Genomic DNA, 26,373 nt, shown 5'->3' on the forward strand with positions numbered 1-26,373 from the left:
CCTTCAGCCTTCCGCTACCGCCGCCCGGATCGCGACCGCCACCATGTCAGGCGCCTCGTCGATCAGCATATGGCCTGCCCCCTCGATCAGCGTGACCTCGGCCCCTTGCCAGATATTTTTCGCCTGCGAGACGGGCAGGATCGGGTCGGCTGTTCCCCAGAGCAATCGCGTGGGGGTCTGAAGACCTGCAAAGGTGGAGAGCGGTAACGTCCCCTGCCCCATCGAGCCATCACGCTCGACCAGGAAGGACGCGAGGATCTGCATCAGCCGATCGATCGCGCCGGGAAGTCGTCGAGCATCGGCAAGCCGATCGAGTCCCGCCGCCTCGGGCGCAGCAGTCTGGGCGACCATCGCGGCCAAACCGTGGGCCAACTCGTCGGGTTCGACCGCCAAACCATAACGCAGCAAAGCCTCGTGGTTGATCTCCGACCCAAAGCCACCAGGTGCCACAAGTGTCAGGGACGCCACCCGATCATGCACCCGCAGCGCGATCAGACTTGCAACAGCCCCGCCCATCGAGTGGCCGCAGAGATGGAAGGCGGGCAATCCTCGCCGCTCGATATCGTCAAGGATGGCCATGGCCATCACGCCGGCATGCCCGACACCCTCAGCGTTAAGCGACTGCCCATGCCCCGGCAGGTCATAGATGATAACCGGCTGGCCTAGATCCAGCTTGGCAATGACCGGTGCCCACAGCGCTCCGATCCCGCCGAACCCGTGCAACAGCACGAGCGGAGCCTTCGCCGAGGACGGATGTCGAACCTCGGCGAAAAGCGTCATGGCGCTTAAGCCTTCTTCTGCTCGTCGAGCACGCGATTGGCCGCAGACACGATCGCCTCGAGCGAGGCCGTCACGATATTGGTGTTGATGCCCGCCCCGAACAGCTTGCCGCCGGCATGCGCCATTTCGACATAGGCAATCGCCGCGGCGTTCGAACCGTGCTGCAACGAATGTTCGGAATAATCCTGCACCGAGAGATCGATGCCGAGATAGGTCGACAGCGCGTTGACGAAGCCGTCGATCGGGCCGGTGCCCTGGCCCTCGATCCGCTTCGTCTCGCCCTTGTCGGTAATCTCGGCCGCAACGACGCGAATGCCCTTCTGGTCCGATCCGGCCGGATAGGTATGGTGATCGACAAACTTGATCCGCGCCTCAGGCTGCTCGACATAGCGCTCGATGAAGCGCTCATAGATCTTCTTCGACGGCAGTTCCTTGCCATCCTCGTCGGTGATCCGCTGGATATCCTCGCGGAACTCCACCTGCAGGGCGCGCGGCAGGTTGATGCCGTAGTCTTCCTGCAGGATATAGGCGATACCGCCCTTGCCCGACTGTGAATTGATCCGGATGATCGCCTCATAGGTGCGCCCGACATCCTGCGGATCGATCGGCAGATAAGGCACTTCCCAGACCGGATGATTGGCGGTCTTGATCGCCTTCATGCCCTTGTTGATCGCATCCTGGTGCGAGCCGGAAAAGGCCGTGTAGACCAGTTCACCAACATAAGGGTGACGCTCGGGAATGACCATCTCGTTGGAATATTCGTAGACCGCCTTGATCCGCTCGATGTCGGAGCAGTCCAGCTCCGGATCGACCCCTTGCGTGAACATGTTGAGCGCCAGGGTGACGATGTCGACATTGCCGGTGCGCTCGCCATTGCCGAACAGAGTGCCCTCGACACGGTCTGCACCGGCCATCAGGGCCAGTTCCGTCGCGGCAATGCCGGTACCCCGGTCATTGTGCGGATGCAGCGAGATGATGACGTTTTCGCGTTGGTCGATATTGCGGCACATCCATTCGATCTGGTCGGCATAGATATTCGGCGTTGCCATTTCGACGGTCGACGGCAGGTTGAGGATCAGCTTGTTGTCCGCTGTCGGCTTCACCTCGGCGATCACGGCGTTGCAGATCTCCAGCGCCACGTCCAGCTCCGTGCCGGTAAAGCTTTCCGGCGAATATTCGAAGCGATAACCACCACCGGCCTTCTGCGCCATATCCATGATCATCTTCGCCGCATCGACGGCGATCTGCTTGATGCCGGCGACATCCTTGCCGAACACGACGCGACGCTGCAGTTCGGACGTCGAGTTGTAGAAATGGATGATCGGCTTGTGTGCCCCTTCCAGGGCCTCGAAGGTTCGCGTGATCAGCTCCGGCCGGCACTGCACCAGCACCTGCAACGAAACATCCTCAGGCACGCCGCCCTCTTCCACGCACCAGCGGGCAAAGTCGAAATCGGTCTGCGAAGCCGACGGAAAGCCGATCTCGATTTCCTTGAAGCCCATGTCCAGCAAGAGCTGGAACATGCGAGCCTTGCGGTCATGGCCCATCGGGTTGACCAGCGACTGATTGCCATCGCGCAAATCGACCGAGCACCAGATCGGCGCCTTCTCGATCACTTTCGACGGCCAGGTGCGGTCGGAAATGGCGATCTGCGGATAGGGGCGGTACTTGGCCGAAGCGTCCGGCATGCCCTGCTTGACGGTATGGGTTCTCAAAATCATCGTCTTCGTCTCTTCTCGTCCTCGGGCGGCTGCCATGGCTGATAACAAATCAGCAAAGCTTTGGCACGCGCGCACAGACCCTTATCAAGGGATGGATTACATCAATTGGGGAAGTTCGAGGAGCAATCGCCAAACGGCTGACCCGGCCGCCGGGCGCTCCTCAATGGACCCGGCAACCGCGGATAAGGCCGAGAAGAAGAAGCGAGTTTGGCACCGACGCGACGAAAGAGGCCGCAGCGCGGGCCGTCATCTCAGTCGCAGCAATGGTTGTGCCGTTGGTCTTCATGGCAAGAGAAATAACGCGATGAAATGAATCGCGCAAGGGCGTTATTCGCCAGCGGATCGAGACTCCGTCGGACAGGTTCATCAACCCTCGTTGAAACGAGCCCATCGAGCGGCACCGCCGGACGTTTGGCAAAGGCCGCGACATTCGCGAAGGGTGAAGGCCTGACAGACACATGGATCGAAAGTTCTCAACCACGTCGTGCAACCCTCACCAGCCCCAGCATCGCCACGCCGGCAATCAGGCCCCAGAATGCCCCGGAAATCCCGAGAATGGAAATCCCGGACGCGGTGACCAGGAATGTCACCGCTGCCGCCTCACGCGTCTCCGGCACCTGGAAAGCTGCAACCGAGGAACCCGAAAATGCGCCGATCAGCGCCAGCCCAGCGACCGACTGAATGAGGATCGGCGGCGCCAGGGACACGAAACCGGTCACAGCACCGGCCGCAAGACCCAGAAGCACATAGCCGATGCCGGCAATGATCGCCGCCCAGTAGCGCCGCTTCGGATCAGGATGCGCATCCTCACCCGCACACATCGCGGCCGTGATCGCCGCAAGGTTCACAGCATGCCCGCCAAACGGCGCCGACAGCGCGGAAAACAGCCCTGTCACGGCAAACATCGGGCCCGGCTGAGGCTCATATTTGTTGACCTTGAGGATCGCGATACCCGGAATGTTCTGCGAGGCCATGGTGACGATGAACAACGGCAGCGCGATCGAGACGAGTGCCGGAAGCGTAAAGGCCGGAAGCACGAATGCCACCGGCGGCGCAAGAGATGCTGCCCAGCTCGCCATGGCGCCCGCGGGCAAATCCACCCCGAAGATGATGACCACGACAAAGGCGACCAGTGCTGCCGGCACCGCATAGAGCCGCTTGAAGGCTGCCACCACCGCCCAGACGACCAGGATCGGCAGGCCAAGCGTCGCATCGAAGGCCACGGCCTGAAACGGCGCAAAGCAGAGATTGAGAATGACACCGGCCAGCATCGCATTGGCGATCGGCGCCGGAATGGCTGCCACCGCCCGCCCGAACGGGCGGACCAGGCCGGCGAGCACGATCAACGCCGCACACACCAGAAACGCCCCGACCGCCGCCGGAAAGCCGCCAACGGGAATGCCCGCCGTCACCATCAGCGCCGCCCCCGGCGTCGACCAGGCGACCGACACCGGTAGCTTCGTCCACACGCTCAAGACGATGCCGCAAATGCCCATGGCCAACGACAGCGCCATAAGCCCCGAGGCCGCCTCGTAATCCGTGGCGCCCACACCCTTCAGTCCCTGAAGCACGACTGCAAACGAACTGGCAAAGCCGACAAAGGCGACGAGCACGCCCATGAAGGCGGCCTGGGGGGAAAAGTCTTTCAACATGGCAGGGCTCACAAAGTCGATCTTGATAGACGAAAGCGGAAACAAATTTTCGTCCGTCTGGCAAGCCAGACGCGACCGCAGAAAGACCTGCAACCGCTCAGGCGTCGCTGGCGGTCATGATCGCACCATCTCCAGGGTCTTGCTCCGCCCGGTCAGTGTCCGCATGCCGATGTCTGAACACGGCCCATACGCTTGAAAGCAGGGCTGCACGCGCAGACACCCAAGGCGGCAGGTCGATACTTGGGTGATCAGCAGCGTCATCTGCCCTTCATGGAAATCGGGCAGGCAATCTCCGGGGTGAAAACCCAAGCTTCCGCTTGCCTTTTCGCCCCCTTTTGCCTATGGACCCCCCTCCGATGCATTCGGGGACGTCCCGTTCACTTCCGCCTCATATGGCTGGGTTCACGAAGGATATGGCCTTGATCCAGACTCCCTATTACCTGATCGACAAATCCAAGCTCCTGCAGAACATGGAGAAGATCGCGACCCTGCGCGAACTCTCCGGCGCCAAGGCCTTGCTGGCTTTGAAGTGCTTCGCCACATGGTCGGTCTTCGATTTCATGCGAGATTACATGGATGGCACCACGTCCTCCTCGCTGAACGAGGTCCGTCTCGGCCATGAGCGTTTCGGCAAGGAGACCCATGCCTATTCGGTGGCCTATGCCGACTACGAGATCGACGAGGTCGTGTCCCATGCCGACAAGATCATCTTCAATTCGATCGGCCAGCTGACCCGCTTTGAGAACCAGTCCTCCGGCATTATCCGCGGCCTGCGCCTCAATCCCGGCGTCTCCTCCTCGAGCTTCGATCTCGCAGACCCCGCCCGCCCCTTCTCGCGGCTTGGCGAATGGGATCTGAAGAAGGTCGAGCCGGTCATGGACCTGATCTCCGGCTTCATGATCCACAACAATTGCGAAAACGGCGATTTCGATCTCTTCGACAAGATGCTCGGCGACATCGAACAGAAATTCGGCCCCCTGCTGAAAAAAGCCGACTGGGTCTCCCTCGGCGGCGGCATCCACTTCACCGGCGAGGACTATCCGCTGGAAAAATTCGCCGAGCGCCTGAAGCGCTTCTCCGGCGAATATGGCGTGCAGGTCTTTCTCGAGCCCGGCGAAGCCTCGATCACCAAGTCGACCACGCTCGAAGTCACCGTGCTCGACAAGCTTTACAACGGCAAGGATCTTGTCGTGGTGGACAGTTCCATCGAAGCGCATCTCCTCGATCTCCTGATCTACCGGGAAAGCGCGAAGGTCCATCCCAACCAGGGACCGCACCGGTACCAGGTCTGCGGCAAGTCCTGCCTCGCGGGCGACATTTTCGGCGAGTTCAATTTTGAAGCAGAATTGAACATCGGCGACCGGATCTCGCTGCAGGACACCGCCGGCTACACGATGGTCAAGAAAAACTGGTTTAACGGCGTGCAAATGCCGGCAATCGCCATCCGCGAACTGGATGGCAGCCTCAGGACGGTCCGTGAGTTCGACTACACGGACTACGAACAAAGCCTGTCCTGAACTCCCTCAGGAACAGGTTCTGACGATTGGACGCAAGGAGTGGTCCCATTATGAAGAAGAACGTGCTCATCATCGGCGCCGGCGGCGTCGCCCAGGTTGTCGCCCACAAGTGCGCGCAGAACAATGACATGCTCGGCGACATCCATATCGCCTCGCGCACCAAGGCGAAATGCGACGCCATCATCGCTTCCGTGCACGAGAAGAAGGCGATGAAGCAGCAAGGCGTGCTCGAATCCCACCAGCTCGACGCCCTCGACATCGAAGCGACCAAGGCGCTGATCAAGAAGCTCGGCACCGAGATCGTCATCAATGTCGGCACCGCCTTCCTCAACATGTCGGTGCTGCGCGCCTGCATGGACACCGGCGTCGCCTATATCGACACCGCGATCCATGAAGAGCCGAACAAGATCTGCGAAACGCCGCCGTGGTACGGAAACTACGAGTGGAAGCGTGCGGAAGAATGCGCGGAGAAGGGCATCACCGCCATCCTCGGCGCAGGCTTCGATCCGGGCGTCGTCAACGCCTATGCCCGCCTCGCCAAGGATGAATATCTCGACAAGGTGACCGACGTCGACATCGTCGACATCAATGCCGGCAGCCATGGCAAATACTTCGCCACCAACTTCGACCCGGAAATCAACTTCCGCGAATTTACCGGCGTCGTCTATTCCTGGCAGGGCGGCGAATGGCAGGTGAACAAGATGTTCGAGATCGGCAAGGACTACGACCTGCCGGTCGTCGGCACGCGTCGCGCCTATCTCTGCGGCCATGACGAAGTGCACTCGCTGGCGAAGAACATGGACGGCGCCGACGTGCGCTTCTGGATGGGCTTTGGCGATCACTACATCAACGTCTTCACCGTGCTGAAGTCGATCGGTCTGCTCTCCGAACAGCCGGTCAAGCTCGCCGACGGTTCTGAAGTGGTCCCGCTCAAGGTCGTCAAGGCCTGCCTGCCCGACCCCTCCTCGCTTGCTCCCGAATATGAAGGCAAGACCTGCATCGGCGATTACGTGAAGGGCATCAAGGACGGCAAGGAAAAGACCGTCTTCCTCTACAACGTCGCCGACCACAAGGAAGCCTATAACGAAGTGGGCAGCCAGGGCATCTCCTACACGGCCGGCGTTCCCCCGGTCGCAGCCGCCATGCTGGTCGCGACAGGCGAGTGGGACGTCAAGAAGATGGCCAACGTCGAAGAACTGCCGCCCAAGCCCTTCATCAACCTCCTGAACAAGATCGGCCTGCCGACCCGCATCCAGGACGAGGACGGCGATCGGGCCGTGGAGTTCTAAGATCGCGGATGAGCGTTTGAGGATTGAGGGAATGCGGACCCCGCCGGAGAAATTCGGCGGGGTTTTCTGTTGGCCCACAAGGCCCACCGCATCATGTCAGGGCGAACTGAGGAGCTAGCGCCGCCAGCGGCAGACGACGAGGTCGATGGCGGCGTCGAACTCGTGTTCAAGACGCTGACGGCAAGGAAAGCCGTGTCGATCTGACGCCGGAGGCGACCTCCCCGTATCCACCCCGCCCCCACCATGTTACGAGGCCGCCACCAACCACCCACCCACTCGCCGAGATACCCGCCCATGCCCCCTGCCCTCTACGCTGACCTCACCGCCGCCCTCCGCCCCCTGCTGGCGGAACTCCACCACACACCCGAGCTCTTCCAGACCTGGGACGTCCATCTGGAGCTTGTCGCGGCCGGTGGTCTCGTGGTGGTGAAATCGAAGCGTTCAAAGGGGCTGGTCGACAGCCTGTTCTGGGGCCGCGCGCCCGGCTCGACCGAAAACAAGCAGTTGCCGGAGGCGGTAGCCTTTGCCGCTGTTGACCGCTTCCTCGGCCTTGGCGCCCATCTGGCGCTGTCGGATGCGCTGCCGGAAGGTGCCGTGCTCGACGAGGCCTATCCCCATTGCGCGGTCAAATTCGCCTATCGCAAGAAGGGCGCCCCGAAGGCGAAATCGCTGTCGATGATCTTCATCGGCTTCAACGACGAGGCGGACGCCCTTGCTTATGCCGAGCGCGCGGAGGGCAACCTGCCGCTGGTGACAGCCAGGCCGTTTTCGGGCGAGAAACTCCACGAATGGCGCTGACAGGCGCCTAGGCTGCCGCCGACCGCTGCGCCAACAACTCGCAAACCGGCACCGGCCGGCCGTAGAGGTAGCCCTGGAAACACTGGCAGCCGGCGGCCTCCAGTGCTGCGCGCTGCGCTTCCGTCTCCACCCCCTCGGCGATCACGGCGAGCCCCAGGCTGACGCTCAGCCTCATGATTGTCTCGACGATCGCCCCGTTGCGCGGGTCGGTCAGCAGTTCGCGCACGAAGGACTGGTCGATCTTGACCTGCTCGAAGGGCAGGTTCTTCAGCGAACTGAGCGATGAATATCCGGTTCCGAAGTCGTCGAGCGACCAGCAGATGCCGAAATCCTTCAGCGCCTTCATCTTGGTCTGCACCACGCCCATGTCGTCGGCCAGCACGCTTTCCGTCAGCTCCAGCTTCAGCGCCTGCGGCCGGGCGCCGGACAGTGTCACGATCGCCCGCACCTGCTCGACGAAATCCGGCTGGCGAAATTGCGTGGCGCTGACATTGACGGCGATGGTCAGGTGCTGGGTCTCGGGCAAGCGGGACCAGGCCTGCAGCTGGGCAGCGGCGGTTCTCAAGACCCATTCGCCGATCGGAATGATCAGCCCCGTCTCCTCAGCCAGCGGAATGAAGGCATTCGGCGGCACCATGCCCTTTGTCGGATGGCGCCAGCGCAAGAGCGCCTCGACCCCGGTCATTGCCCCCTTGAGGTCAACCTGCGGCTGGTAATGCAGCTCGAACTCGCCGCGCGCGATCGCCCGGCGGACCTCGCCCTCCAGCGCCCGGCGTGCATCGACATCGGCCTGCATGATGAGCACGACCACACAGGTCGCGACGGTCCCGGTGATCTGATTGGCGAAGACCTCGATGGTCCCTGCCCCCTGCATCACGCCGGGGATCGCCACATGCGGCATGATATCGAGTGAAAAGCCGAGAAAGCCGGCAAGCCCCAGAGAGGGAAGCAGGACCCGGAGATAGAAGCCCTCGCGCTGAAAGACGAGATAGCTGGCGGCCACCACCGGCAGGAAATTGAAGTGCACGGAGGCCTGGATCCCCGGCGCCGGATCTTCGCAGAGCGCTGCAAGCAAAATGCTCAGCAAGAGCCCATGCGACATCACCAGGGCGCCGGTCCGGATCCGGTTGCCAAAGGCCAGTGCCACCATGGCCAGCCCCAGCGCAAAGGACAAGGATGCGGTCAAGGCGGACCCCGCTGACAGAAGCGTCATCGAGGCCCCGAGCCAGAGTGCGCTCACGATCACGACGACCATGCCGCCGATCAGAACGAGATTCTTGACGCGCCTGTTGTGCCGCCCGTCAGCTGTCCAGCGGGACAGGTCGGACGCCGCGCGCTGGTAGGAAGGTGAGAAGAGGGAATCGGAGGAACTTGAACGCATCAGCCGTCACCAGGAAAAGAAGGGCTATCGGTGGTCGTCCCTGCATGAACGGAAAGATCAGCAATCGGATCAGGGAAAAACATGGGAAGCGTGAAAATCCGGAATGTATCGAGGGTCATGGCAGGTCTATCCGGTTACGGCGTCGGCCAAGCGGCGCAAAGCCCCGGATGGCATCGGCCCCGGCCCTCCGCGACCGCATGCCCAAACGCGGCTACGATCCGCTGGTCTGACCGCAGCAACGCCCAGATACGAAAAAGCTGCCGGATCGCTCCGGCGGCTTTCTTGATGTTTCCCGAAAATCGACCTCAGCCGATATCGGCATGGCTTTCGATTATCCGGCCGACCAGGCCATAGGTGACGGCGTCTTCTGCCGTCAGCCAGTAGTCGCGGTCGATGTCTTTCGCGATCTTCTCCTGGGTCTGCCCGGTGGCCTTGGCGTAGATCTTGATCAGGCGCTCGTTCATCTTGATGATTTCGCGGGCCTGGATCTCGATATCGGACGCCATGCCGCGCGTGCCGCCAGACGGCTGGTGCATCAGGAAGCGGGTGTTCGGCAGGGCCAGACGGCGCTCCTTGGGAACCGCGACGAAGATCAGCGAACCGGCAGAGGCGGCCCAGCCGGTGGCGATAATCCAGACCTTCGGCTTGATGAACTTGATCATGTCATGGATCGCATCGCCGGCTTCCACATGGCCGCCCGGCGAGCAGACGAACACGCGAATGTCTTCATCCGAAGCGGCAGCAAGCGCGACGAGCTGCGTGCAGACCTTCTGCGCCAGCTCCATGGTGATCCCGCCATAGATAAAGATCGAACGCGACTTGAAGAGGTTCGCTTCCGTTTCCTTGCCGATCGGCAGTTCCTTGCTCTTGTCGTCTTCGTCTTCGTTCATCACAGGGGATAGTCCTTCTTGCGTTTGGCTCATCCGCACATAGTGCGTCTGCAGGCTTAAGACAATGCGGGAAAAAGACAAGCATGGAAGCGATGAACAGGAGGTTACGCCGGTGCTCCGGCTTGCCGCGTTCGACACCCGTTCTTAACGCAAGCAGGCTAGGCTTCGCTCATGGAGGAGCCACCCGTGACCGACACCATCCGGCTTGCCGAACTGATCGAGGCGCTGAGCCATGCGCTCGACATGACCGAGGGACAGCCCCCCGGCCATTGCGTCCGCTGCTGCTTCATCGGCACGCGCATCGGCCGTGCACTTGGTCTCAGCGAAGAGGCACTGAGCGACCTCTATTACACGCTCCTGCTCAAGGATCTCGGCTGTTCGTCCAATGCCGCTCGTATCTGCGAACTCTATCTGGCCGATGACCTGAAGTTCAAACACGACTTCAAGCTGGTCGACGGCTCCTTCCCGCAGATCCTGAAATTCGTGCTGTCCCACACCGGCATGGAAACTGGTCTCGCCGAACGCTTCCGCGGCATCCTCAACATCGTCAAGAATGGCGGGGAACTCTCCACCAGCCTCATCCAGACCCGCTGCCAGCGCGGCGCCGAAATCGCCCGCCAGATGCGTTTTTCCGAAGAGGTCTGCCGCGGCATTCTCGATCTCGACGAACATGTCGATGGCGGCGGCCAGCCGCTTGGCCGCAAGGGCGCGGAAATCCACCTCTTCGCCCGCATCGCCCTGATGGCTCAGGTGATCGACGTCTTCTTTGCCCATGAAGGCGCGGAAGCCACCTTGAAGGAAGTGCGCAAGCGCGCCGGCGGCTGGTTCGATCCCGATCTCGTCGCCATTTTCGAGACGCTTGCCACACCCGTCTTTTTCGCCGAACTCGGCTCGGCCAATCTCGAAGCCTATGTGCTTGCCATGGAGCCCGGCCGTCAGGCCGTTCTGGCGGACGAAGATTATCTCGACGATATCGCCGCCGGCTTCGCCCGCGTCACCGATGCCAAAAGCCCCTACACGTCAGGCCATAGCGACCGCGTCGCCCTCTTCTCCGACCTGATCGCCGAGGAACTCGGCATGCCGCTTGCCGGGCGCCGCCGTCTCAAGCGCGCCGCTCTGCTGCATGACATCGGCAAGCTCGGCGTCTCCAACAGCGTGCTCGACAAGCCCGGTCGCCTCGAAGGCGAGGAATGGGAGCAGATGAAACGCCATGCCGAATTCTCCGAAACCATCCTCTCGCGGATCGCAGCCTTTGCCGATCTCGCCCTGATCGGCGGCGCCCATCACGAAAAACTCGATGGCACCGGCTACCCGCGCGGCCTGAAGGGCGACGAGATATCCTTCGAAACCCGTATCGTCGCAACCGCCGACGTCTTCGATGCGCTGACAGCCGATCGTCCCTACCGGGCTGCCATGCCGGTCGAAAAAGCGCTCGCCATTCTCTGGGAAGGGGCCGGCCGCCACCACGACGAAAGCTGCATCGCAGCGCTGGAGAGGGCACTCGCGCGGGCGGATCTGAAGGCGGCGTAGGACGTCCTACCGTGCAATCCGCGTCGACAGGATGATCGACGACAGCGTCCGCTCTACCCCCGACAAGTCCCCGATCCTGTCGATGATCCGGTCCAGTTCGGAGATCGACGGCGCAGCCACGACCGCGATCAGGTCGTAGGGTCCGTTTACCGAATAGAGTGCCGAAACCTCGCGGATCGCGTTGAGTTCGCTCGTGACCGCCGCCAGTGCCTTGGGCGCAATCGTGATCATCACATGGGCCCGGATCAGTCCGCTCTGATAGGCGTCCGACAACCGCACCTGATATCCGGCGATCACCCCCTGCCCCTCCAGCCGCTCCAGTCTCGCCTGCACCGTGGTGCGCGAGAGATCGAGTCGCCGCGCGAGCTCGGCCACCGGCGTGCGCGCATTTTCCGAAAGCAGGGAGAGCAGCTCCCGGTCCTTGTCGCTCAACTGCATTTTGCACATTCCATTCGTCGATCTGATCAGACACATACCCCATATCGTTCATATCGTCACTTGGAATCGACACGCCATGGGGGCAAGCTGGTTCGACCAAAACAAAGGCCCGTCCTGAACGGGTCATGCTGCATGCGAGGGGCAAAGCCATGAAAAACGTTACCATTATCGGGGCCGGCAAGATCGGCGGCGCAATTGCCCGCATGCTGGCCGAGACCGGCGACTACCAGGTTACGGTCGCCGACCGCAGCGCAGAACAGCTGTCCAAGCTCGACGCCCATGCGGCGGTGAAGACGCTTGAACTCGACATTTCCGACGCAGCCGCCCTGGATAATGCGCTTGCCGGCCAGTTTGCCGTGCTCTCCGCCGCCCCCTTCCACCTCACGGGCGCGATCGCCGAAAGCGCCGCCCGCACCGCGACGCACTATCTCGATCTGACCGAGGATGTCGCGACGACGCGAAAGGTCGAGGAACTGGCCCGTGGCGCCCGATCAGCCTTCATTCCGCAATGCGGCCTCGCGCCCGGCTTCATCTCGATCGTCGCCCAGGATCTGACGAAGCATTTCGACGCGCTGGATACGGTCCGCATGCGCGTTGGCGCACTTCCGCAATATCCCTCGAACGCGCTGAACTACAATCTGACCTGGTCGACCGACGGCTTGATCAACGAATACATCGAGCCCTGCGAGGCGATTGTCGAAGGCAAGCTCACAGTCGTGCCCGCCATGGAAGAGCGCGAGGAATTCTCGCTCGACGGCGTCACCTATGAGGCCTTCAACACCTCTGGCGGCCTCGGCACGCTGGCCAAGACGCTGGACGGGCGAGTGCGCACGATGAACTACCGCACCATCCGCTATCCGGGCCACCAGGCGATCATCAAGGCATTGCTCAACGACTTCAACCTGAAGAACCGCCGCGATGTGCTCAAAGACCTGTTCGAGAACGCCCTGCCCGCCACCATGCAGGATGTCGTGGTGATCTTCGTGACTGTCTGCGGCTGGAAGGATGGCCGCTATCTGCAGGAAACCTACGCCAACAAGGTCTATGCCGGCGTCGTCGCGGGCAAGAAGATGAGCGCCATCCAGATCACCACCGCAGCCGGGATCTGCACGGTTCTCGACCTGCTCGCCGACGGAACGCTGCCGCAGGCCGGTTTCGTCCGCCAGGAGGAGATCGACCTTCCCGCCTTCCTTGCCAACCGCTTCGGCCGGGTTTATGACCCCGAGGTCGTCAAGGTCGCCCGGGCGGGCTGACCAGAGCGGGCTGACCAGAGCGGGCTGAAATGCCCGACAGAGAGTTCTCCGGGGGGAGGCAGGACCGAACGGTCCTCGATGAAACGGCCGGCCAGCAACGGCTGGCCGTTTCCTTTTTCCTGAAGCCGAAGCAACCGTGATGGGAGCGGCTGTCCAATCAACGCCTGAAGCATCGCTGCATACTGTTTCTTTCCGATCGAAATGTTAGCATGTGCTGACTGGACCTTTCCACCTGCGCGTGAAGGGGTCTCACCACGGCGCGGTGCTGACGGGCGGGGCATGACAGGCAGAGGCAGCGAAGAGCAACAGACCACGAGGGTGATCCGCGCCTATCAGGCTGCAACGCTCGCGGTCGCATTGTTCTCGGCGCTCTGGGCCGTCATCTTCGCCATCAATGGCCTGCCCGCTGTCGCCATCGCCGAAAGTTACCCGGTTACCATTGCGCTGGTCTGCTTCGTTCTGGTCAGCCAAGGCAAGTTCGGTCTGGTCAATCTGGTCGTGCAGATCTCTTTTCTCGCTTTCACCATCGGCTTCTGCCTGATGTTCGACGTGCCAGAAACGGGTTCACCGCGGGTCACACATCTCTTCCTGCCGGTGCTCGGCATGCTCGGCTACCTGAACCATCTGCGCCATCCCTCGCGCCTGCAATTCGCCATCATCGCATCCAGCCTCGTCGCCTTCGTCGTCCTGCATGCGGCGGACCTCAGATTGCCCTTTGCCGAGCCTCTGCCGCCGGAACTGCGCATCGTCGGCATCTGGATGAACCCGACCATTGCCACGCTCGTCTTCTGCAGCACGATCTACATTCTCCAGAAACGCCTCTCGGCCCCGGGCGGCATGGCGCGTGATCTCATGCGGGCCATGCGGCGCGGCGAACTTACCCTCGCCTATCAGCCGCAGGTGGATCGCAAGGGCAAGGTGATCGGGGCCGAGGCACTGCTTCGCTGGAACCATCCGACGAGAGGCGCGATCGCGCCCACCACCTTCATTCCCGCCGCAGAAGAGGTGGGTCTGATGCCGATCCTCGGCGGTTTCGTGCTCGAAGAGGCGCTGACCACCCTCGCCCGCTGGCAGAAGGATCCACGAACAAAGGGACTCACCCTCTCGGTCAATGTCAGCGCCAGCCAGTTCAACGAGAGCGATTTCTGCGCCGTCGTGCGCGGACTTCTCACCCGCCATGCCGTCGATCCGGGCCATCTGCAGCTGGAACTCACCGAAAGCGTGCTGATCGCCGGGCTGGAGCCGGTCGCAAGGAAAATGGCGGACCTCACCGCGCTCGAGATCCGCTTCTCGCTGGATGATTTCGGCACCGGTTTTTCCTCGCTCGCCTATCTGCGCAGTCTGCCGGTGGCCGAGCTGAAGATCGACCGCAGTTTTGTCGCCAGCATCACCGAGAGCGATCGCGACGCCGCCCTAGTTCGATCGATCCGCGCGCTCGCCCGGGATCTCGGCCTGCGGACCGTGGCCGAAGGGGTGGAAATGCCGGCGCAATTCGCCTTTCTCCACGACATCGGCTGCGATGTCTTCCAAGGCTGGCTCTTTGGCCGGGCCATGCCACTCGACGAATTCGAGACCTCCCTGTCCGCACCTCCCAGGCTGCCGGCCACCGTGCCTCTTAGGCCTGCCCGGACCGCCAAGGGCTGACCGGCAGCCCACGCCTTCAGCCGAGCCGGCCAAGCAGTTTCAGCATCCAGGTCGCAAGCCGCCCATAGGGCGGATAGAGCAAGCTCACGCCCGAAAGCACCGACTGTCTCAAGACTGGCTTTTCCTTGCTGAGCGCCAGGAACCCCGCCTCGCCGTGATAGGCGCCATAGCCGGAGGCCCCGACCCCGCCGAAGGGCAGATCGTCCTGGGAAAGATGCAGGATCGTGTCGTTGATCGTCACGCCGCCGGCGATCGTGCCCGAAAGCACCCTTGCCTCGGCCGCCTTGTCGCTCCCGAACCAGTAGAGGGCCAGCGGCCGATCACGCAGGTTGATATAGGCGATCGCCTCGTCCAGCGTGTCATAGGGGACAACCGGGAGGATCGGCCCGAAGATCTCCTCGGCCATGACGCCGGTATCGTCAGGTGCGCCCACCACCGCAACCGGCGAAAACACGCGCCGTTCGGGATCATGCGGCCCGGCAAGCTCCACGACTTCGGCGTCCCTCTCGCGCGCCTCCTCGACCAGCCGCACGAGGCGATCGAAATGGCGCGGACTGATGATCGTGGTGTAGTCGGCATTGCCAGGCAGTCCCGGATATTGCTCTGCCACCTCCGCCTTGACCGCGGCGAGGAAATCCGGAACCCGCCCGCGCGGTACCAGCGCATAATCGGGCGCCACGCAGGTCTGGCCGGAATTGAGCAGTTTGCCCCAGACGAGCCGCGGCACGGCTTTGCCGAGATCGACGGACGGATCGAGGATGACGGGCGACTTGCCGCCGAGCTCGAGGGTGACAGGCGTCAGGTTCCTCGCTGCCGCTTCCGCAACCTTGCGGCCAACAGCGGTCGAGCCGGTGAAAATCAGGTGGTCGAAGGGTGCAGCGGTAAAGGCTGTCGCGACCTCAGGCCCGCCGGTCACCACGGCCACTTCGTCCTCGGCAAAGGTTTCGGCGACGGCCTTGGCCAGCACCTCGGAAAAGGCGGGGGTCAGTTCCGACGGCTTCAGCAGCGCCCGGTTGCCGGCCGCGAGCGCCCCGACCAGCGGCGAGAGCATCAGGTTGAGCGGATAATTCCAGGGCGCGACGATCCCCACCACGCCGAGTGGCTGGCGCAGGATTTGCGCCGAGGCCGGCTTGCCCGTCCAGGCCAGCGAGACGCGTCGCGGCCGCATCCAGCGCTTCAGCTCGCGCCGCGCATGGCGGATCGCGGCGCGCACCGGCACGATATCGGTCAATGTCGTGACCACCGCCGGCCGATTGCCGAAATCCTCCGAGATCGCCGCGGCAAAACGCGACTCCCAGGCCACCACCATCCGGTCGAGCCGGTCGAGCCGGCCGTCCCTGACGGCATGGCTGGGTGTGACGTCGGTCGACCAGGCGGCCTTCTGAGCGGCGAGCAGGACGGAAATGCGCGCGGCGGGATCCGCAATGCCGACCGCCGTCTCGTCCATCCTTGCTGCAACCTGTCCGTCCATGACCGTTTCCTCTCGTTTTTCTTCTGATCCAATGTGGGCAATGTAGGCTCAATTGTTCAAGATCGAACAAATGATTTTGATGTGTTGGGCGACGATCAGCCGTGTTCCCGGCATCTTGCTGAGATGCCCCGGCCGTCCGTGAACATCCGGCACACCGGCAGATCGGGGCCATGCGTGCGAGTTCGTGCCGCTCCCGCCTCGGCATCGGGGACAACCTGCGCCCAAACGCATCCGCCGGTCGGGATCGCTCCCTCCGGAGGTGGGCTTTCAAGTCTCGGACGAGGCGCCAGAAGCAACCTGTCTAAGTAAGCAATGTGGCTCCTTCCGGCGCCCCGTTCGGCGTCTATTCCCGCTGCATGCGTCTCTCTGGCAAGGCGGCGACGGTCCTCGTCATCCTCGTCCTCGGGTTTAACCCGAGGATGACCCGAGGACCGAGGAATGACCGGGCGCGGGTGCGGCTGCGGTGTCACCACGAAAGTGACGCATCAGCCTGGCCGGTGGCCCGGGAGGTTCCCGCCGAATGGTGCACCATACCGACCGGGACCCTCGCCCGGGGGATGATCGTCTGGCCATTCGCGACCTCACTGTCATCCCCGCCGTTCTATCCGCCCCCGCCGCCGGTTAAGTTCGCGACGGCGTGGGCGCCTTGTCTGTGTGCCTCTGAGGCACGTCCTTCCGATCGGGGTATCCAGTCCTCGGGGCATCCGACCCCAAAAACCTTCGTCCAGCCCCTCGTCCGGAGGGAGACCGTTACAGCGGGCCGGGGCTTCAGGTTTGCGACAACCCTCCATTCCGGCGCCGGTCCCGCCTCGCCTGACATCGCATCGTCAGGTGTATCCGAGGGCGGGACGGGTGCCAGGATAGAGGGCTGGAAAAGGTGGGGGATGAAAAAACATGTGCGACATTGATTCCGTTGGAAAATGTCTTGAATTCATCCCCCTCGCTCTGGTGAAATTGAGGGGTTTCCAGCGGCTAGCGTCGGATCATTCTGCCGATGGCGATCAGCATGCAGGCGCCGATAAAGCCGATGATCAGATAGGCGATTGCCCCGCCAAAGGCCACGTTGAACACAGCGGCCAGGATGAAATTCAGGGCGATGGCGCCGACGATGCCCAGCAGAATGTTCATCACGAGCCCCATATCGCTGCGCATGAACCGCTCTGCGAGCCAGCCTGCGAGGCCGCCGATCAAGATTGCGCCGAGTATACCTACGCCGTTCAGATCCATGGTCTTTTCTCCATCATTATTCGACTGATGGAACAATGGATTCTGTCAATAAATGTTCCATGCCAGCCGGCCCTCTTTTATGCGCTTGGGAGAAGCTGGAGCCCGCTCCTTACCCCGAATTCTCGGTTCTTGCCCCTCACCCTACCCTCTCCCCGCAGGCGGGGAGAGGGAGGGGCAAGCGGTGGCCATCTTGGCCTTCTCCCCGCCTGCGGGGAAAGGTGCCCCGAAGGGGCGGATGATCCTCGGGTCAAGCCCGAGGATGACGGAGTTCGGGGAGGAACGTTGTATCCTCCGCAGACGTCGCAACATGCCGGAGCAAGAGAGGAGAATACCAACCCCTCGCCACAGTCGTCATCCTCGGGCTTGACCCGAGGATCCAGACACAAGCCGTTCAGGAGCAACCGTTAAGGGCCAAACCTCAGATTTGGCGGTGAGGGGCTCGGTGAGGCTGGTTCCGACGGAACCTTGCCCCTCTCTTGGCAAATTGGAAGTTTAGGCGGCTTGCGCGGTCCTCAAGCCTTCGATTTTTCCGTCCTCCCCCACATGGGGGAGGTGGGAACCGGGTTGCCCGTCTTTGCCCCCGACCAGCAAGGCCGAATGCTTGAGTCCCAGGGCCTTCCGCATGAGCCTTTGAAAACACTTGAAACGCCTTCCAGCGGAGACGCAACAGTTGCTAGACGACCAGCTACAAACAGACCCGCCGGCCTTTCGACCGACGGGTCCATAACCCACTGAAACAGATGCGCAGCCTTAGCTGCGCGGCTTCAGATTCTCCGGATCATAAAGCGGCTTGTAGCCCACCGCCGCGACCTCGACCGGGAAGCTCTCGGCGAAATACTCGACATTGAGCTTCCGACCCACTTCGCAGTATTCCGCCGGCAGATAGGCAAGCGCGATGTTCCGGCCGATGGTCGGGCCATAGGCAACAGACGTCGTGTAGGAGCGACGGCCGAGGCTGTCGATCAGGACTTCGCCGGTTGCGGGGTCGACGACCGGCATGGAGCCGACGGGGTAGCGGGCAACGCCTTTGCTGTCGACATTGTCGGTCATCACGAGCGTGCAGAGCATGGCCGGCTGCTGGGCGCGGGCCTTGTATTCGAGATGCTTGGCCTTGCCGCGGAAGTCGGCTTCCTTGACCTTCGGGCGGGCGAGATCCGCCTCGATCAGGTTGTACTGGGTCAGGAGATCGCCGTTCTGCAGGCGCAGGCTCTTTTCCATGCGGCGCGAGTTCGCATAAGTCTCGACACCGAAGGCCATGACGCCGGTGGCACGCAGCGCATCCCAGACGGCAAGCCCGTCTTCGTATTTCATGTGCAGCTCCCAGCCCTGCTCACCGACATAGGAAATGCGGAAGGCGGTGACCGGCTTGCCTGAGATTTCGATCGGCTTGATCGCGGCGAAGGGGAAGTTCTCGATGTCGAGGCCGGCCGGGTCGGCAACGACCTTCTTCAGGTTTTCGCGGGCGTTCGGGCCCCAGATGCCGATCGTGATGAACTTTTCCGAGACGTCGGTGATCGTGACGTCGAGGCCGCGATCTTGCGCCACGCGCTTCATGTAGTGGAAGTCGCGCGGGCCGGCATCGGCGCCGTTCACCAGGCGGCAGCGGTCGGCCAGCCGGAAGACGGTGAAGTCGGCGCGCACCATGCCCTCGTCGTCGAGGAAGTGGGTGTATATGCCCTTGCCGATGTTTGCGTCGCCGCCGATCTTGGCAGCGCAGAGCCATTCGAGCAGCTCGACATGATCAGGACCTTCGATGTCGACCATGTGGAAATGGGAAAGGTTGACGATGCCGCAATCCTCGCTCATCGCCAGATGTTCGGCATTCGAAACACGCCAGAAATGTCTGTTATCCCATTCGTTTTCACGAACCGGAACGCGATCGCCGTATTTCTCCAGCAGGTGCTCGTTGGCGGCGTAGCCATGCGCACGCTCCCAGCCGCCGAGTTCCATGAAGTGACCGCCGAGCTCGACTTCGCGTTCATACATCGGCGAGCGCTTGGCGCCGCGACCGGAGGCATAGGGTTCGCGGGTGTGCACGGCCGGGAAATAGATCTTCTGGGCGGCCTCGTAGCAACGGCCGGCGATGAAGTCTTCGGTCAGCTGGTGCGGGTAGAAGCGCGAGTAGTCAATCGAGTTGTGGTCGATTTCGGTGCGGCCGTCGGTCATCCAGTCGGCGATCAGCTTGCCATAGCCGGGGCCGTCCTTGACCCAGATGGCGACGCAATACCAGAGGCCCCGCACCTTCTGGCTTTCGCCACAGGACGGGCCGCCGGCAGCGGACACTTGGAGAAGGCCGTTGAAGCTATGGCTTTCGTTATAGCCGAGCTCGCCGAGGATCGGAGTGAGTTCCATGGCCTTTTCGAGCGGCTCGAGGATCTGCTCCATGTCGAGATCGCGCTGCGAGGGCGACAGCCGCGCCTCGTGCTTTTCGAGCAGTTCGCGCGGATGGCACATGCGCGGATGGGTGGTCTCATAGTAGCCCCACTCGATCTGGCCGCCTTCTGACGTTTTCGGGTCGCCGGTGTCGCGCATGTAAGCCGAATTGCCCTGGTCGCGCAGCAGCGGATAGCCGATATCCTTGCCGGTGCCTTCGAACTCGTTATAGGGACCGAAGAAGGTGAGCGGGTGGTCGACCGGCATGACGGGCAGGTCTTCGCCCACCATTTCGGCAATCAGGCGGCCCCAGAGGCCGGCGCAGACCACGACGTGATCGGCCATGATCGTGCCGCGATGGGTGACGACGCCCTTGATGCGGCCACCCTCGACGATCAGCGACTGGGCCAGCGTATTGCCGAACATGGTGAGCTTGCCAGACTTTTCAGCGGCATCGACGAGCTTGCCGGCCACGGTCTGGGAGCGCGGAATGACAAGACCTGCATCGGGATCGAACATGCCGCCCATGACCTGATCTTCCTCGATCAGCGGGAAGAGCGCCTTGATTTCGGCGGGCGACACATAATGCGCGCGGGTGCCGAAGGCGCGGGCAGACGAGAGCTTGCGCTTGATCTCTTCCATCCAGGTGTCGTCGCCCGATCGGGCGACTTCGAGACCGCCGATGCGGGCGTAGTGGCCCATCTTCTCGAAGAAATCGATGGAATACTGCGTGGTCCAGACCGAGAGATAATCGTGGGACGTGGTGTAGCAGAAGTCCGAGGCATGGGCGGTGGAGCCGATGTCGGTCGGGATGCCCGACTTGTCGATGCCGACGATATCGTCCCAGCCGCGCTCGATGAGATGATGGGCGATCGACGCGCCGACGATGCCGCCTAGACCGATGATGACGACTTTCGCCTTGGTCGGAAACTCTGCCATAGCCTTGTGAACCCTGATGTCTGGGAGTGGATGATGTGGCGTCGATCTTAAAAGCCCCGCCGGGGCATTTGCAGCCTGTCTGCGACATTCTGCAAGAGACCCACGACCACTTGTCCACGCCCTCATCCGCCGGATCGCGGCGAGAGACCGGGTATCAGTGTCGCATCGAGAACGAGAAAGGGCGGCGGCGATGGCCGACGCCCTTCATGCGGCGCCCTTGCGGTCATCACCTGGTCAGGGTCTGATGCGGATCACGCCATTGTCCTCGCCATCCCAATACTGGATCGTGTCGGCATGCACCTTGATCAGCACAAGGCCGGGTGTGTCGATACCTTCAGGGAACCAGCGATCGAGATCCGAGGTCCAGTGGGCCTCGAAGACGGCCTTGTCCGCAATGAGGCTGGCGCGGCCCTCGACGGCGACGAAGATGCCGGGCTTGCCGAGCAGGCTTGGCGGCGCGGTCAGGGTCAGCGACACGGTCGGGTCTGCCGTCAGTTCACGGATCTTGCGGGTGTCGGTATAGGAAAAGAAGAAGCTGTCGCCGTCATAATCGACATCGCCATTGTTGCTCATCGGCCGGCTGGCGATGGCGCCGAATTCGGATTTGGTGAGCATCATGCAGAAATCGATCTTCTGCATCTTCTTGGCGAGTTCGGGAAGGGTCAATGTCATGGCTCAGTCTCCGGCTGGGGTGTCCCAGACAAGCGCCGGCTGTCACATTTGTTCCGGAAAGCCGCGTCGAAGCGCCGATGCAGCAAGCGGCCCCGATAGGCCGATAAGCCGGTGGATCGCCTTCTTGCCGCCTATCTTCAGCCTCAGTTGGATCAATCTTTGCCGCTAGGCGTTGTTCCACGCTGCCCGAGAAGCCGAAAACGGCCACCCTCCCCGCGGGCAGCCGAACATGGAAGGAGAATTGCCATGAAGACACTGCTCACCCTGAGCCTCGCCGCCCTGCCCGTCCTGACGACCGCCGGCATCACCGCAGCGGCCGACATGACCGGTGCCGCCCCGGCGCCCATAGCCATCGAAAGTGACCGCGTCGGCGGTGTGCGCATCGGCTATCTGGATTGCCAGATCGGCGGTGGCCTTGGCTACGTGCTGGGCTCTGCCAAGACGGCAGACTGCGCCTTCACCTCGGTCATCGACGGCGAGCCGCTCGACACCTACACAGGTTCGATCAAGAAGCTCGGCGTCGACCTTGGCTTCACCACCCGCAGCCGCGTCGTCTGGGCCGTCTTTGCCCCGACCGCCGGTTACCACAAGGGCTCGCTCGGCGGCCTCTATGGCGGTGCGACTGCCGAAGCGACCATCGGTGCCGGCATCGGCGCCAATGTCCTCTTCGGCGGCACGGCAGGCTCGATCCACCTGCAGCCGGTCAGCGTGTCCGGCCAGATCGGCCTGAACATCGCCGCCACCGGCACCTCGATGACGCTGCAGCCCGCAATCTGATCGGCATCAGCATTCGGATATGAAAAAGGCGCCTCGCAAGGGGCGCCTTTTTTGCATACGCGACGGAGGAAGAACACAAGGCGGGCTGCCAGTTCGGGTTCAGTCGCGCGACAGCAGGACGGCGCCACACTTGGCCGTCATTTCCTTGCCACCACACCCATGCCGGCAAGCGAGGAGGCAATTGCCCGTTGTCCGGGCGAATGGGTCACGACCAGCCGCCGGTTAAGATTTCCTTTGGGATTCACCATTAGAAATCAGGGGGAGAAATGTTGGGGAGAGCAGCTAAGCGCTTCAGCGCGTCGACCTTTGAGCCCGCTGGACGGGACAGCGACCTCCGACCCGATCAACGTACCACACGTACCAATCATCAATCATCACCCGAAACGGCAAAGACCCGCTCTTTGCTGGGTCTGTCCCCCTGCGAAACGGAAAGCGACTTCCATGAAACTGCGCATGCTCATTCCCATCGGCATCATGTCCCTTTCCACGATCGCTGCCGGCGCACTCGGACTTTCCGACTATCTGACGGAGAGGCAGTTGCAGGCAGGCATGGAAATTTTCAGTTCCGAGAGAAGCCTGAGCGGCCGGGTCCTGCAATTGGTGAGGCTGCAGAAGGGCATCGAACTCGACATTGTCAGCACCCAGGAATCGCTGACCGACGTCTCGGCAACGCAGGGCAAGGACGGCCTCGATGACGGGTTCCAGCTGGCCGAGGCTTCGGCGACGGCGCTGCGCGAAAAGGTCCAGCAGTTGAAATTGCTGGCAACCGAACTCGGCGAACCGGCAATGGCAAACCAGATCGGCAAGGTGGAAACCGGATATCTGGCGTTTTACGACGCGGGTCGGCGCATGGCGGAAAAATATGTCGCCGGTGGCCCCGAAGCCGGCAACCAGATGATGGGCGAATTTGACGGCATCGCCGACGTTCTTCAGTCCGAGGTCGATGCGACGGATGTGCTGGTGGACGGCATCGTTGAGACCGCAGCGAAAAATGCCGAAGTCAATTTCCAGACGATGGAATCGCAAGCCTATACCCTGAGCATGGTCATGAAAGCCCTGATGGCCCTGGGCCTGCTCAGCGGTGCCGTTCTGTCCTATTATCTCAATCGCAAGGCGCTGGCCCCGCTGCGCGCGATCGAGGGATATATGGGCCATCTGGCCGGGGGCGACTATTCCCAGGACGTCCCCTACGTGACACGAACCGACGAAATCGGAGCCATAGCGAACTCGGTCTCGGTCTTCAGGGCCAATGCCATCGAGCGCAATCAGAACCGCGAGCAGCGGGAAGCCGCGCGCGAGCAGGAGATCGCACGCGAGCAGGCGATTGCCGCAGAGAAGATGGCTGAAGACCAGAACCGGCAGATGGTCATCGGCCGCCTCAACGAGGGCCTGACCGAACTTGCTGCGGGCAACCTGGCTTTCAGAATTGCCGAACCCTTCACCGACGCCTATGAAAATCTCCGCGTCGGTTTCAACACCAGCCTCGAGACCCTGGCCGGCTCCCTGGGCGAAATCGCGTCCTCGACCTCCGTGGTCCGCAATGGCGCGGCGGAAATGACGAATGCGACAGAAAACCTGTCGAAGCGAACCGAACAGCAGGCTGCAACGATCGAGCAGACCGCCGCTGCGCTGGACGAGGTCACGGCGACGGTCAAGAACGCGACAGAACGCGCGAACGAAGCCAATTCCATGATGGCAGCCACACGCAGTGGAGCCGAAAGATCCGCTATCGTCGTCAAGGACGCGATCGCCGCAATGGACGAAATTGCCAATTCGTCGAACCAGATCGGCCAGATCATCAATGTCATCGACGAGATCGCCTTCCAGACCAATCTGCTGGCGCTGAACGCAGGCGTCGAGGCCGCCCGCGCAGGTGACGCCGGCAAGGGCTTTGCCGTGGTTGCCCAGGAAGTGCGCGAACTGGCACAGCGATCGGCATCTGCCGCGAAGGAGATCAAGACGCTCGTGACGACATCGTCATCGCATGTCTCGAATGGTGTGTCCCTCGTCAACCAGACCGGCACGGCCTTGATCGAGATCGAGGGACAGGTTCTCAAGGTCACGGATCTGATCGGCGAAATCGTCACGGCGTCGAAAGAACAGTCGATCGCCATTTCCGAGATCAACAGTTCGGTCAACCAGATGGACCGCGTGACCCAGGAAAATGCGGCAATGGCAGAGCAGACGACGGCCGCCTGTCGCGCCCTGAGCGACGAAGCCCAATCGCTGGACGGCGTCGTTGTACGGTTCAAACTCGGACATGGCTCTGATGCCAACCAGTACAGACAGGCAAACGCGCCGCGTCCCCTCGCCCCTGCACCGGCGAGCGGCAACCACAAGTCGTCCAGGGGACACAGCCCCTCCCCCGTGCAGCGCCTTGGCAACAGAATTGCCACGGCATTTTCTGGCAGGGGCAATGCTGCGATCGACACTTCGAAAGACTGGCAGGAGTTCTGAGCCGAAGACCTCTTGCAGCCGATCAGACCTTGCCGGGGCAATACTCCGGCAAGGTCACGTCCCGCAGAAGGTCCGTGTCACCCGCTCATCCGGCGTCGGCGGCAGCCGGAGATCGGCCGTATCGGGATCTTCGGCGTAGGGTGTCGCCAGCGCATCGACCAGTCGGTGAAAGAAGGAGTAGTCGCCGTAAATGGCCGCGGCAATCGCCTCCTCGATCCGGTGGTTGCGGGCAATGAGTGCCGGATTGATAGCCTCCATCGCCGCCTGCCGCTCGGCGTCCGAACGGCCATCATCGAGACGGGCGCGCCAGCGCGTGAGCCAGCCGGACAGACCCGGCGGTGACGCCGTGAAGAGATCAACCAGCGTCTCGTCCCCGGCGCCGCCAGCGACCTTGGAGAGGGTGCGGAAGGCCAGCGTGAAATCCGCCTCGCCCTGATGCAGGAGTTCGAGGAAATCGGTCACCAGGCCAATGTCGTCAGCGCCCTCGCCCGTCACGCCGAGCTTGGCCTTGAAGAGATCGAGCCACGCCTCCTGGAAGACATCGCCGAAGGCCTTCAGCACACCGTTCGCCGCTTCGATCGCCACGTCTTCGTCCGCATCGAGCAGCGGCAGCAGGCATTCGGCAAACCGGGCGATGTTCCACTGGCCGATACCGGGCTGGTTGGCATAGGCATAACGGCCGCGCTGGTCGATCGAGGAAAAGACTTTGCGCGGATCATATTCGTCGAGGAAGGCGCAAGGGCCGAAATCGATGGATTCGCCCGAGATCGCCATGTTGTCGGTGTTCATCACGCCGTGGATGAAGCCGATCGACAGCCATCGCGCAACGAGCCTGGCCTGCTGTTCCGCGACCATGGTGAGCATGGCGAGATAGGGATTTTCGGCTTTGCGGGCCTCCGGATAGTGCCGGTCGATGACATGTTCGGCCAGCGTTTGCACGGCCTGCTCGTCGCCTTGGGCGGCAAAGAACTGGAAGGTGCCGACGCGGACATGGCTGGCAGCGACCCGGGTTAACACAGCGCCCGGCATGATCGTCTCGCGCATGACCTGTTCGCCGGTCGCGACAGCCGCAAGCGCGCGCGTCGCGGGAACCCCGAGCGCGGCAAAGGCTTCCGAGACGATGTATTCGCGCAAGACTGGCCCAAGCGCCGCCATACCGTCACCATTGCGCGAAAAGGCGGTGGGGCCAGAGCCCTTCAGCTGGATGTCGCGGCGCTGGCCCCGGCGATCGATGACTTCCCCGAGCAGGAGCGCGCGCCCGTCGCCGAGCTGCGGATTGAAATGTCCAAACTGATGCCCGGCATAGGCCTGCGCCAATGGCTCGGCGCCGACAGGGATAACCTGCCCACCGAGCAATTGTGCAAGCCGCGCCTCGTCGGCCCCTTCCAGATCGAGCCCGAGCTCCTCGGCCAGCGCCTGATTGAAGCGGATCAGTTTCGGTGCACGGGCGGCGGCGGGTCTGGCCGGCCGGTGGAAGGTCTGCGGCAGGCGGGCATAGCTGTTGTCGAAGGAAAACAAGTAGACACTCCCTGTGCGGCATGACGCCGGACATGTGTTTCGATCT

General features: G+C 62.4%; 21 protein-coding genes. 9 read left to right on the plus strand and 12 right to left on the minus strand.

Annotation, left to right across the window (positions count from 1 at the left end; genetic code table 11):
• Positions 1-3: 3 nt before the first annotated feature.
• The 4 genes from QTL56_RS07825 to QTL56_RS07840 form a co-directional block, all read right to left on the minus strand.
• Positions 4-780 carry an alpha/beta fold hydrolase gene (locus QTL56_RS07825; protein ID WP_245136378.1) on the minus strand — a complete coding sequence of 259 codons (777 nt, stop codon included), beginning with the start codon at positions 778-780 and terminating at the stop codon, positions 4-6.
• Positions 781-785: 5 nt separating this feature from the next.
• Positions 786-2,501, minus strand: coding sequence for a 2-isopropylmalate synthase (gene leuA, locus QTL56_RS07830; protein ID WP_245136377.1), 1,716 nt, complete (start codon positions 2,499-2,501; stop codon positions 786-788).
• A gap of 160 nt (positions 2,502-2,661) precedes the next feature.
• The gene (locus tag QTL56_RS07835) at positions 2,662-2,868 is read right to left on the minus strand and encodes a hypothetical protein (RefSeq protein ID WP_245136376.1); all 207 of its coding nucleotides are present in this window, start codon (positions 2,866-2,868) and stop codon (positions 2,662-2,664) included.
• Between the two features lie 106 nt (positions 2,869-2,974).
• The gene (locus tag QTL56_RS07840) at positions 2,975-4,153 is read right to left on the minus strand and encodes a benzoate/H(+) symporter BenE family transporter (RefSeq protein ID WP_245136375.1); all 1,179 of its coding nucleotides are present in this window, start codon (positions 4,151-4,153) and stop codon (positions 2,975-2,977) included.
• A 419-nt stretch (positions 4,154-4,572) separates the two neighbouring features.
• Here QTL56_RS07840 and QTL56_RS07845 point away from each other — a divergent pair, with 419 nt between their 5' ends.
• The 4 genes from QTL56_RS07845 (at position 4,573) to QTL56_RS07860 (ending at position 7,757) form a co-directional block, all read left to right on the plus strand.
• On the plus strand, positions 4,573-5,670 hold the full coding sequence (locus QTL56_RS07845; protein WP_245136374.1) for a carboxynorspermidine decarboxylase: 1,098 nt from the start codon (positions 4,573-4,575) through the stop codon (positions 5,668-5,670).
• Positions 5,671-5,720: 50 nt separating this feature from the next.
• Positions 5,721-6,959 (plus strand): saccharopine dehydrogenase family protein, encoded by a 1,239-nt coding sequence (locus QTL56_RS07850; protein WP_245136373.1) that lies wholly within the window; start codon positions 5,721-5,723, stop codon positions 6,957-6,959.
• Positions 6,960-7,028: 69 nt separating this feature from the next.
• A complete protein-coding gene (locus tag QTL56_RS07855; RefSeq protein WP_280640722.1) occupies positions 7,029-7,163 on the plus strand; it encodes a hypothetical protein in 135 nt (44 codons plus the stop codon).
• A gap of 90 nt (positions 7,164-7,253) precedes the next feature.
• Positions 7,254-7,757: a hypothetical protein gene (locus tag QTL56_RS07860; protein WP_245136372.1), complete on the plus strand. Its 504-nt coding sequence runs from the start codon at positions 7,254-7,256 to the stop codon at positions 7,755-7,757.
• Positions 7,758-7,764: 7 nt separating this feature from the next.
• Here the strand turns inward: QTL56_RS07860 and QTL56_RS07865 are convergent, their stop codons facing one another.
• Together QTL56_RS07865 and QTL56_RS07870 are read right to left on the minus strand one after the other, a co-directional pair.
• Positions 7,765-9,138 carry a putative bifunctional diguanylate cyclase/phosphodiesterase gene (locus QTL56_RS07865; protein WP_245136371.1) on the minus strand — a complete coding sequence of 458 codons (1,374 nt, stop codon included), beginning with the start codon at positions 9,136-9,138 and terminating at the stop codon, positions 7,765-7,767.
• Positions 9,139-9,443: 305 nt separating this feature from the next.
• Entirely contained in the window at positions 9,444-10,028 is a 585-nt protein-coding gene (locus tag QTL56_RS07870; RefSeq protein WP_229574172.1) for an ATP-dependent Clp protease proteolytic subunit, read from the minus strand.
• A gap of 186 nt (positions 10,029-10,214) precedes the next feature.
• Here QTL56_RS07870 and QTL56_RS07875 point away from each other — a divergent pair, with 186 nt between their 5' ends.
• On the plus strand, positions 10,215-11,558 hold the full coding sequence (locus tag QTL56_RS07875; RefSeq protein ID WP_280640721.1) for an HD-GYP domain-containing protein: 1,344 nt from the start codon (positions 10,215-10,217) through the stop codon (positions 11,556-11,558).
• Between the two features lie 6 nt (positions 11,559-11,564).
• Here the strand turns inward: QTL56_RS07875 and QTL56_RS07880 are convergent, their stop codons facing one another.
• Positions 11,565-11,996 carry an Lrp/AsnC family transcriptional regulator gene (locus tag QTL56_RS07880; RefSeq protein ID WP_245136369.1) on the minus strand — a complete coding sequence of 144 codons (432 nt, stop codon included), beginning with the start codon at positions 11,994-11,996 and terminating at the stop codon, positions 11,565-11,567.
• 149 nt (positions 11,997-12,145) lie between these two features.
• Between QTL56_RS07880 and QTL56_RS07885 the strand changes: the two genes are divergently transcribed.
• Complete coding sequence (locus QTL56_RS07885) at positions 12,146-13,249, plus strand: saccharopine dehydrogenase family protein (RefSeq protein WP_245136368.1); 1,104 nt, start codon at positions 12,146-12,148, stop codon at positions 13,247-13,249.
• A gap of 279 nt (positions 13,250-13,528) precedes the next feature.
• Complete coding sequence (locus QTL56_RS07890) at positions 13,529-14,893, plus strand: putative bifunctional diguanylate cyclase/phosphodiesterase (protein WP_245136367.1); 1,365 nt, start codon at positions 13,529-13,531, stop codon at positions 14,891-14,893.
• Positions 14,894-14,909: 16 nt separating this feature from the next.
• Here QTL56_RS07890 and QTL56_RS07895 read toward each other — a convergent pair whose 3' ends face one another.
• The 4 genes from QTL56_RS07895 to QTL56_RS07910 form a co-directional block, all read right to left on the minus strand.
• Positions 14,910-16,364, minus strand: coding sequence for a coniferyl aldehyde dehydrogenase (locus QTL56_RS07895; RefSeq protein ID WP_245136366.1), 1,455 nt, complete (start codon positions 16,362-16,364; stop codon positions 14,910-14,912).
• A 972-nt stretch (positions 16,365-17,336) separates the two neighbouring features.
• Positions 17,337-17,591: a GlsB/YeaQ/YmgE family stress response membrane protein gene (locus QTL56_RS07900; protein WP_245136365.1), complete on the minus strand. Its 255-nt coding sequence runs from the start codon at positions 17,589-17,591 to the stop codon at positions 17,337-17,339.
• 750 nt (positions 17,592-18,341) lie between these two features.
• Positions 18,342-20,903, minus strand: a complete 2,562-nt coding sequence (locus QTL56_RS07905; protein WP_245136364.1) for a GcvT family protein — start codon at positions 20,901-20,903, stop codon at positions 18,342-18,344.
• Between the two features lie 234 nt (positions 20,904-21,137).
• Complete coding sequence (locus tag QTL56_RS07910; protein ID WP_245136363.1) at positions 21,138-21,575, minus strand: pyridoxamine 5'-phosphate oxidase family protein; 438 nt, start codon at positions 21,573-21,575, stop codon at positions 21,138-21,140.
• A 246-nt stretch (positions 21,576-21,821) separates the two neighbouring features.
• Here QTL56_RS07910 and QTL56_RS07915 point away from each other — a divergent pair, with 246 nt between their 5' ends.
• Together QTL56_RS07915 and QTL56_RS07920 are read left to right on the plus strand one after the other, a co-directional pair.
• On the plus strand, positions 21,822-22,352 hold the full coding sequence (locus QTL56_RS07915) for a DUF992 domain-containing protein (RefSeq protein WP_229574192.1): 531 nt from the start codon (positions 21,822-21,824) through the stop codon (positions 22,350-22,352).
• Positions 22,353-22,793: 441 nt separating this feature from the next.
• Positions 22,794-24,809, plus strand: coding sequence for a methyl-accepting chemotaxis protein (locus QTL56_RS07920; protein ID WP_245136362.1), 2,016 nt, complete (start codon positions 22,794-22,796; stop codon positions 24,807-24,809).
• Between the two features lie 54 nt (positions 24,810-24,863).
• Here the strand turns inward: QTL56_RS07920 and QTL56_RS07925 are convergent, their stop codons facing one another.
• A complete protein-coding gene (locus QTL56_RS07925) occupies positions 24,864-26,327 on the minus strand; it encodes a protein adenylyltransferase SelO (protein WP_245136361.1) in 1,464 nt (487 codons plus the stop codon).
• Positions 26,328-26,373: the final 46 nt, after the last annotated feature.

The organism is Peteryoungia algae (genome assembly GCF_030369675.1).
Lineage (GTDB): Bacteria > Pseudomonadota > Alphaproteobacteria > Rhizobiales > Rhizobiaceae > Allorhizobium > Allorhizobium algae.

Bases quoted from the DNA above. Each gene is read 5' to 3' on its own strand.
- QTL56_RS07910 (WP_245136363.1), bottom strand. From the start codon at position 21,575: ATGACATTGACCCTTCCCGAACTCGCCAAGAAGATGCAGAAGATCGAT.
- QTL56_RS07825 (WP_245136378.1), bottom strand. From the start codon at position 780: ATGACGCTTTTCGCCGAGGTTCGACATCCGTCCTCGGCGAAGGCTCCG.
- QTL56_RS07860 (WP_245136372.1), top strand. From the start codon at position 7,254: ATGCCCCCTGCCCTCTACGCTGACCTCACCGCCGCCCTCCGCCCCCTG.
- QTL56_RS07880 (WP_245136369.1), bottom strand. From the start codon at position 11,996: ATGCAGTTGAGCGACAAGGACCGGGAGCTGCTCTCCCTGCTTTCGGAA.
- QTL56_RS07915 (WP_229574192.1), top strand. From the start codon at position 21,822: ATGAAGACACTGCTCACCCTGAGCCTCGCCGCCCTGCCCGTCCTGACG.
- QTL56_RS07905 (WP_245136364.1), bottom strand. From the start codon at position 20,903: ATGGCAGAGTTTCCGACCAAGGCGAAAGTCGTCATCATCGGTCTAGGC.
- QTL56_RS07835 (WP_245136376.1), bottom strand. From the start codon at position 2,868: ATGAACCTGTCCGACGGAGTCTCGATCCGCTGGCGAATAACGCCCTTG.
- QTL56_RS07865 (WP_245136371.1), bottom strand. From the start codon at position 9,138: ATGCGTTCAAGTTCCTCCGATTCCCTCTTCTCACCTTCCTACCAGCGC.
- QTL56_RS07870 (WP_229574172.1), bottom strand. From the start codon at position 10,028: ATGAACGAAGACGAAGACGACAAGAGCAAGGAACTGCCGATCGGCAAG.
- QTL56_RS07885 (WP_245136368.1), top strand. From the start codon at position 12,146: ATGAAAAACGTTACCATTATCGGGGCCGGCAAGATCGGCGGCGCAATT.
- QTL56_RS07840 (WP_245136375.1), bottom strand. From the start codon at position 4,153: ATGTTGAAAGACTTTTCCCCCCAGGCCGCCTTCATGGGCGTGCTCGTC.
- QTL56_RS07890 (WP_245136367.1), top strand. From the start codon at position 13,529: ATGACAGGCAGAGGCAGCGAAGAGCAACAGACCACGAGGGTGATCCGC.
- QTL56_RS07895 (WP_245136366.1), bottom strand. From the start codon at position 16,364: ATGGACGGACAGGTTGCAGCAAGGATGGACGAGACGGCGGTCGGCATT.
- QTL56_RS07900 (WP_245136365.1), bottom strand. From the start codon at position 17,591: ATGGATCTGAACGGCGTAGGTATACTCGGCGCAATCTTGATCGGCGGC.
- leuA (WP_245136377.1), bottom strand. From the start codon at position 2,501: ATGATTTTGAGAACCCATACCGTCAAGCAGGGCATGCCGGACGCTTCG.
- QTL56_RS07920 (WP_245136362.1), top strand. From the start codon at position 22,794: ATGAAACTGCGCATGCTCATTCCCATCGGCATCATGTCCCTTTCCACG.
- QTL56_RS07850 (WP_245136373.1), top strand. From the start codon at position 5,721: ATGAAGAAGAACGTGCTCATCATCGGCGCCGGCGGCGTCGCCCAGGTT.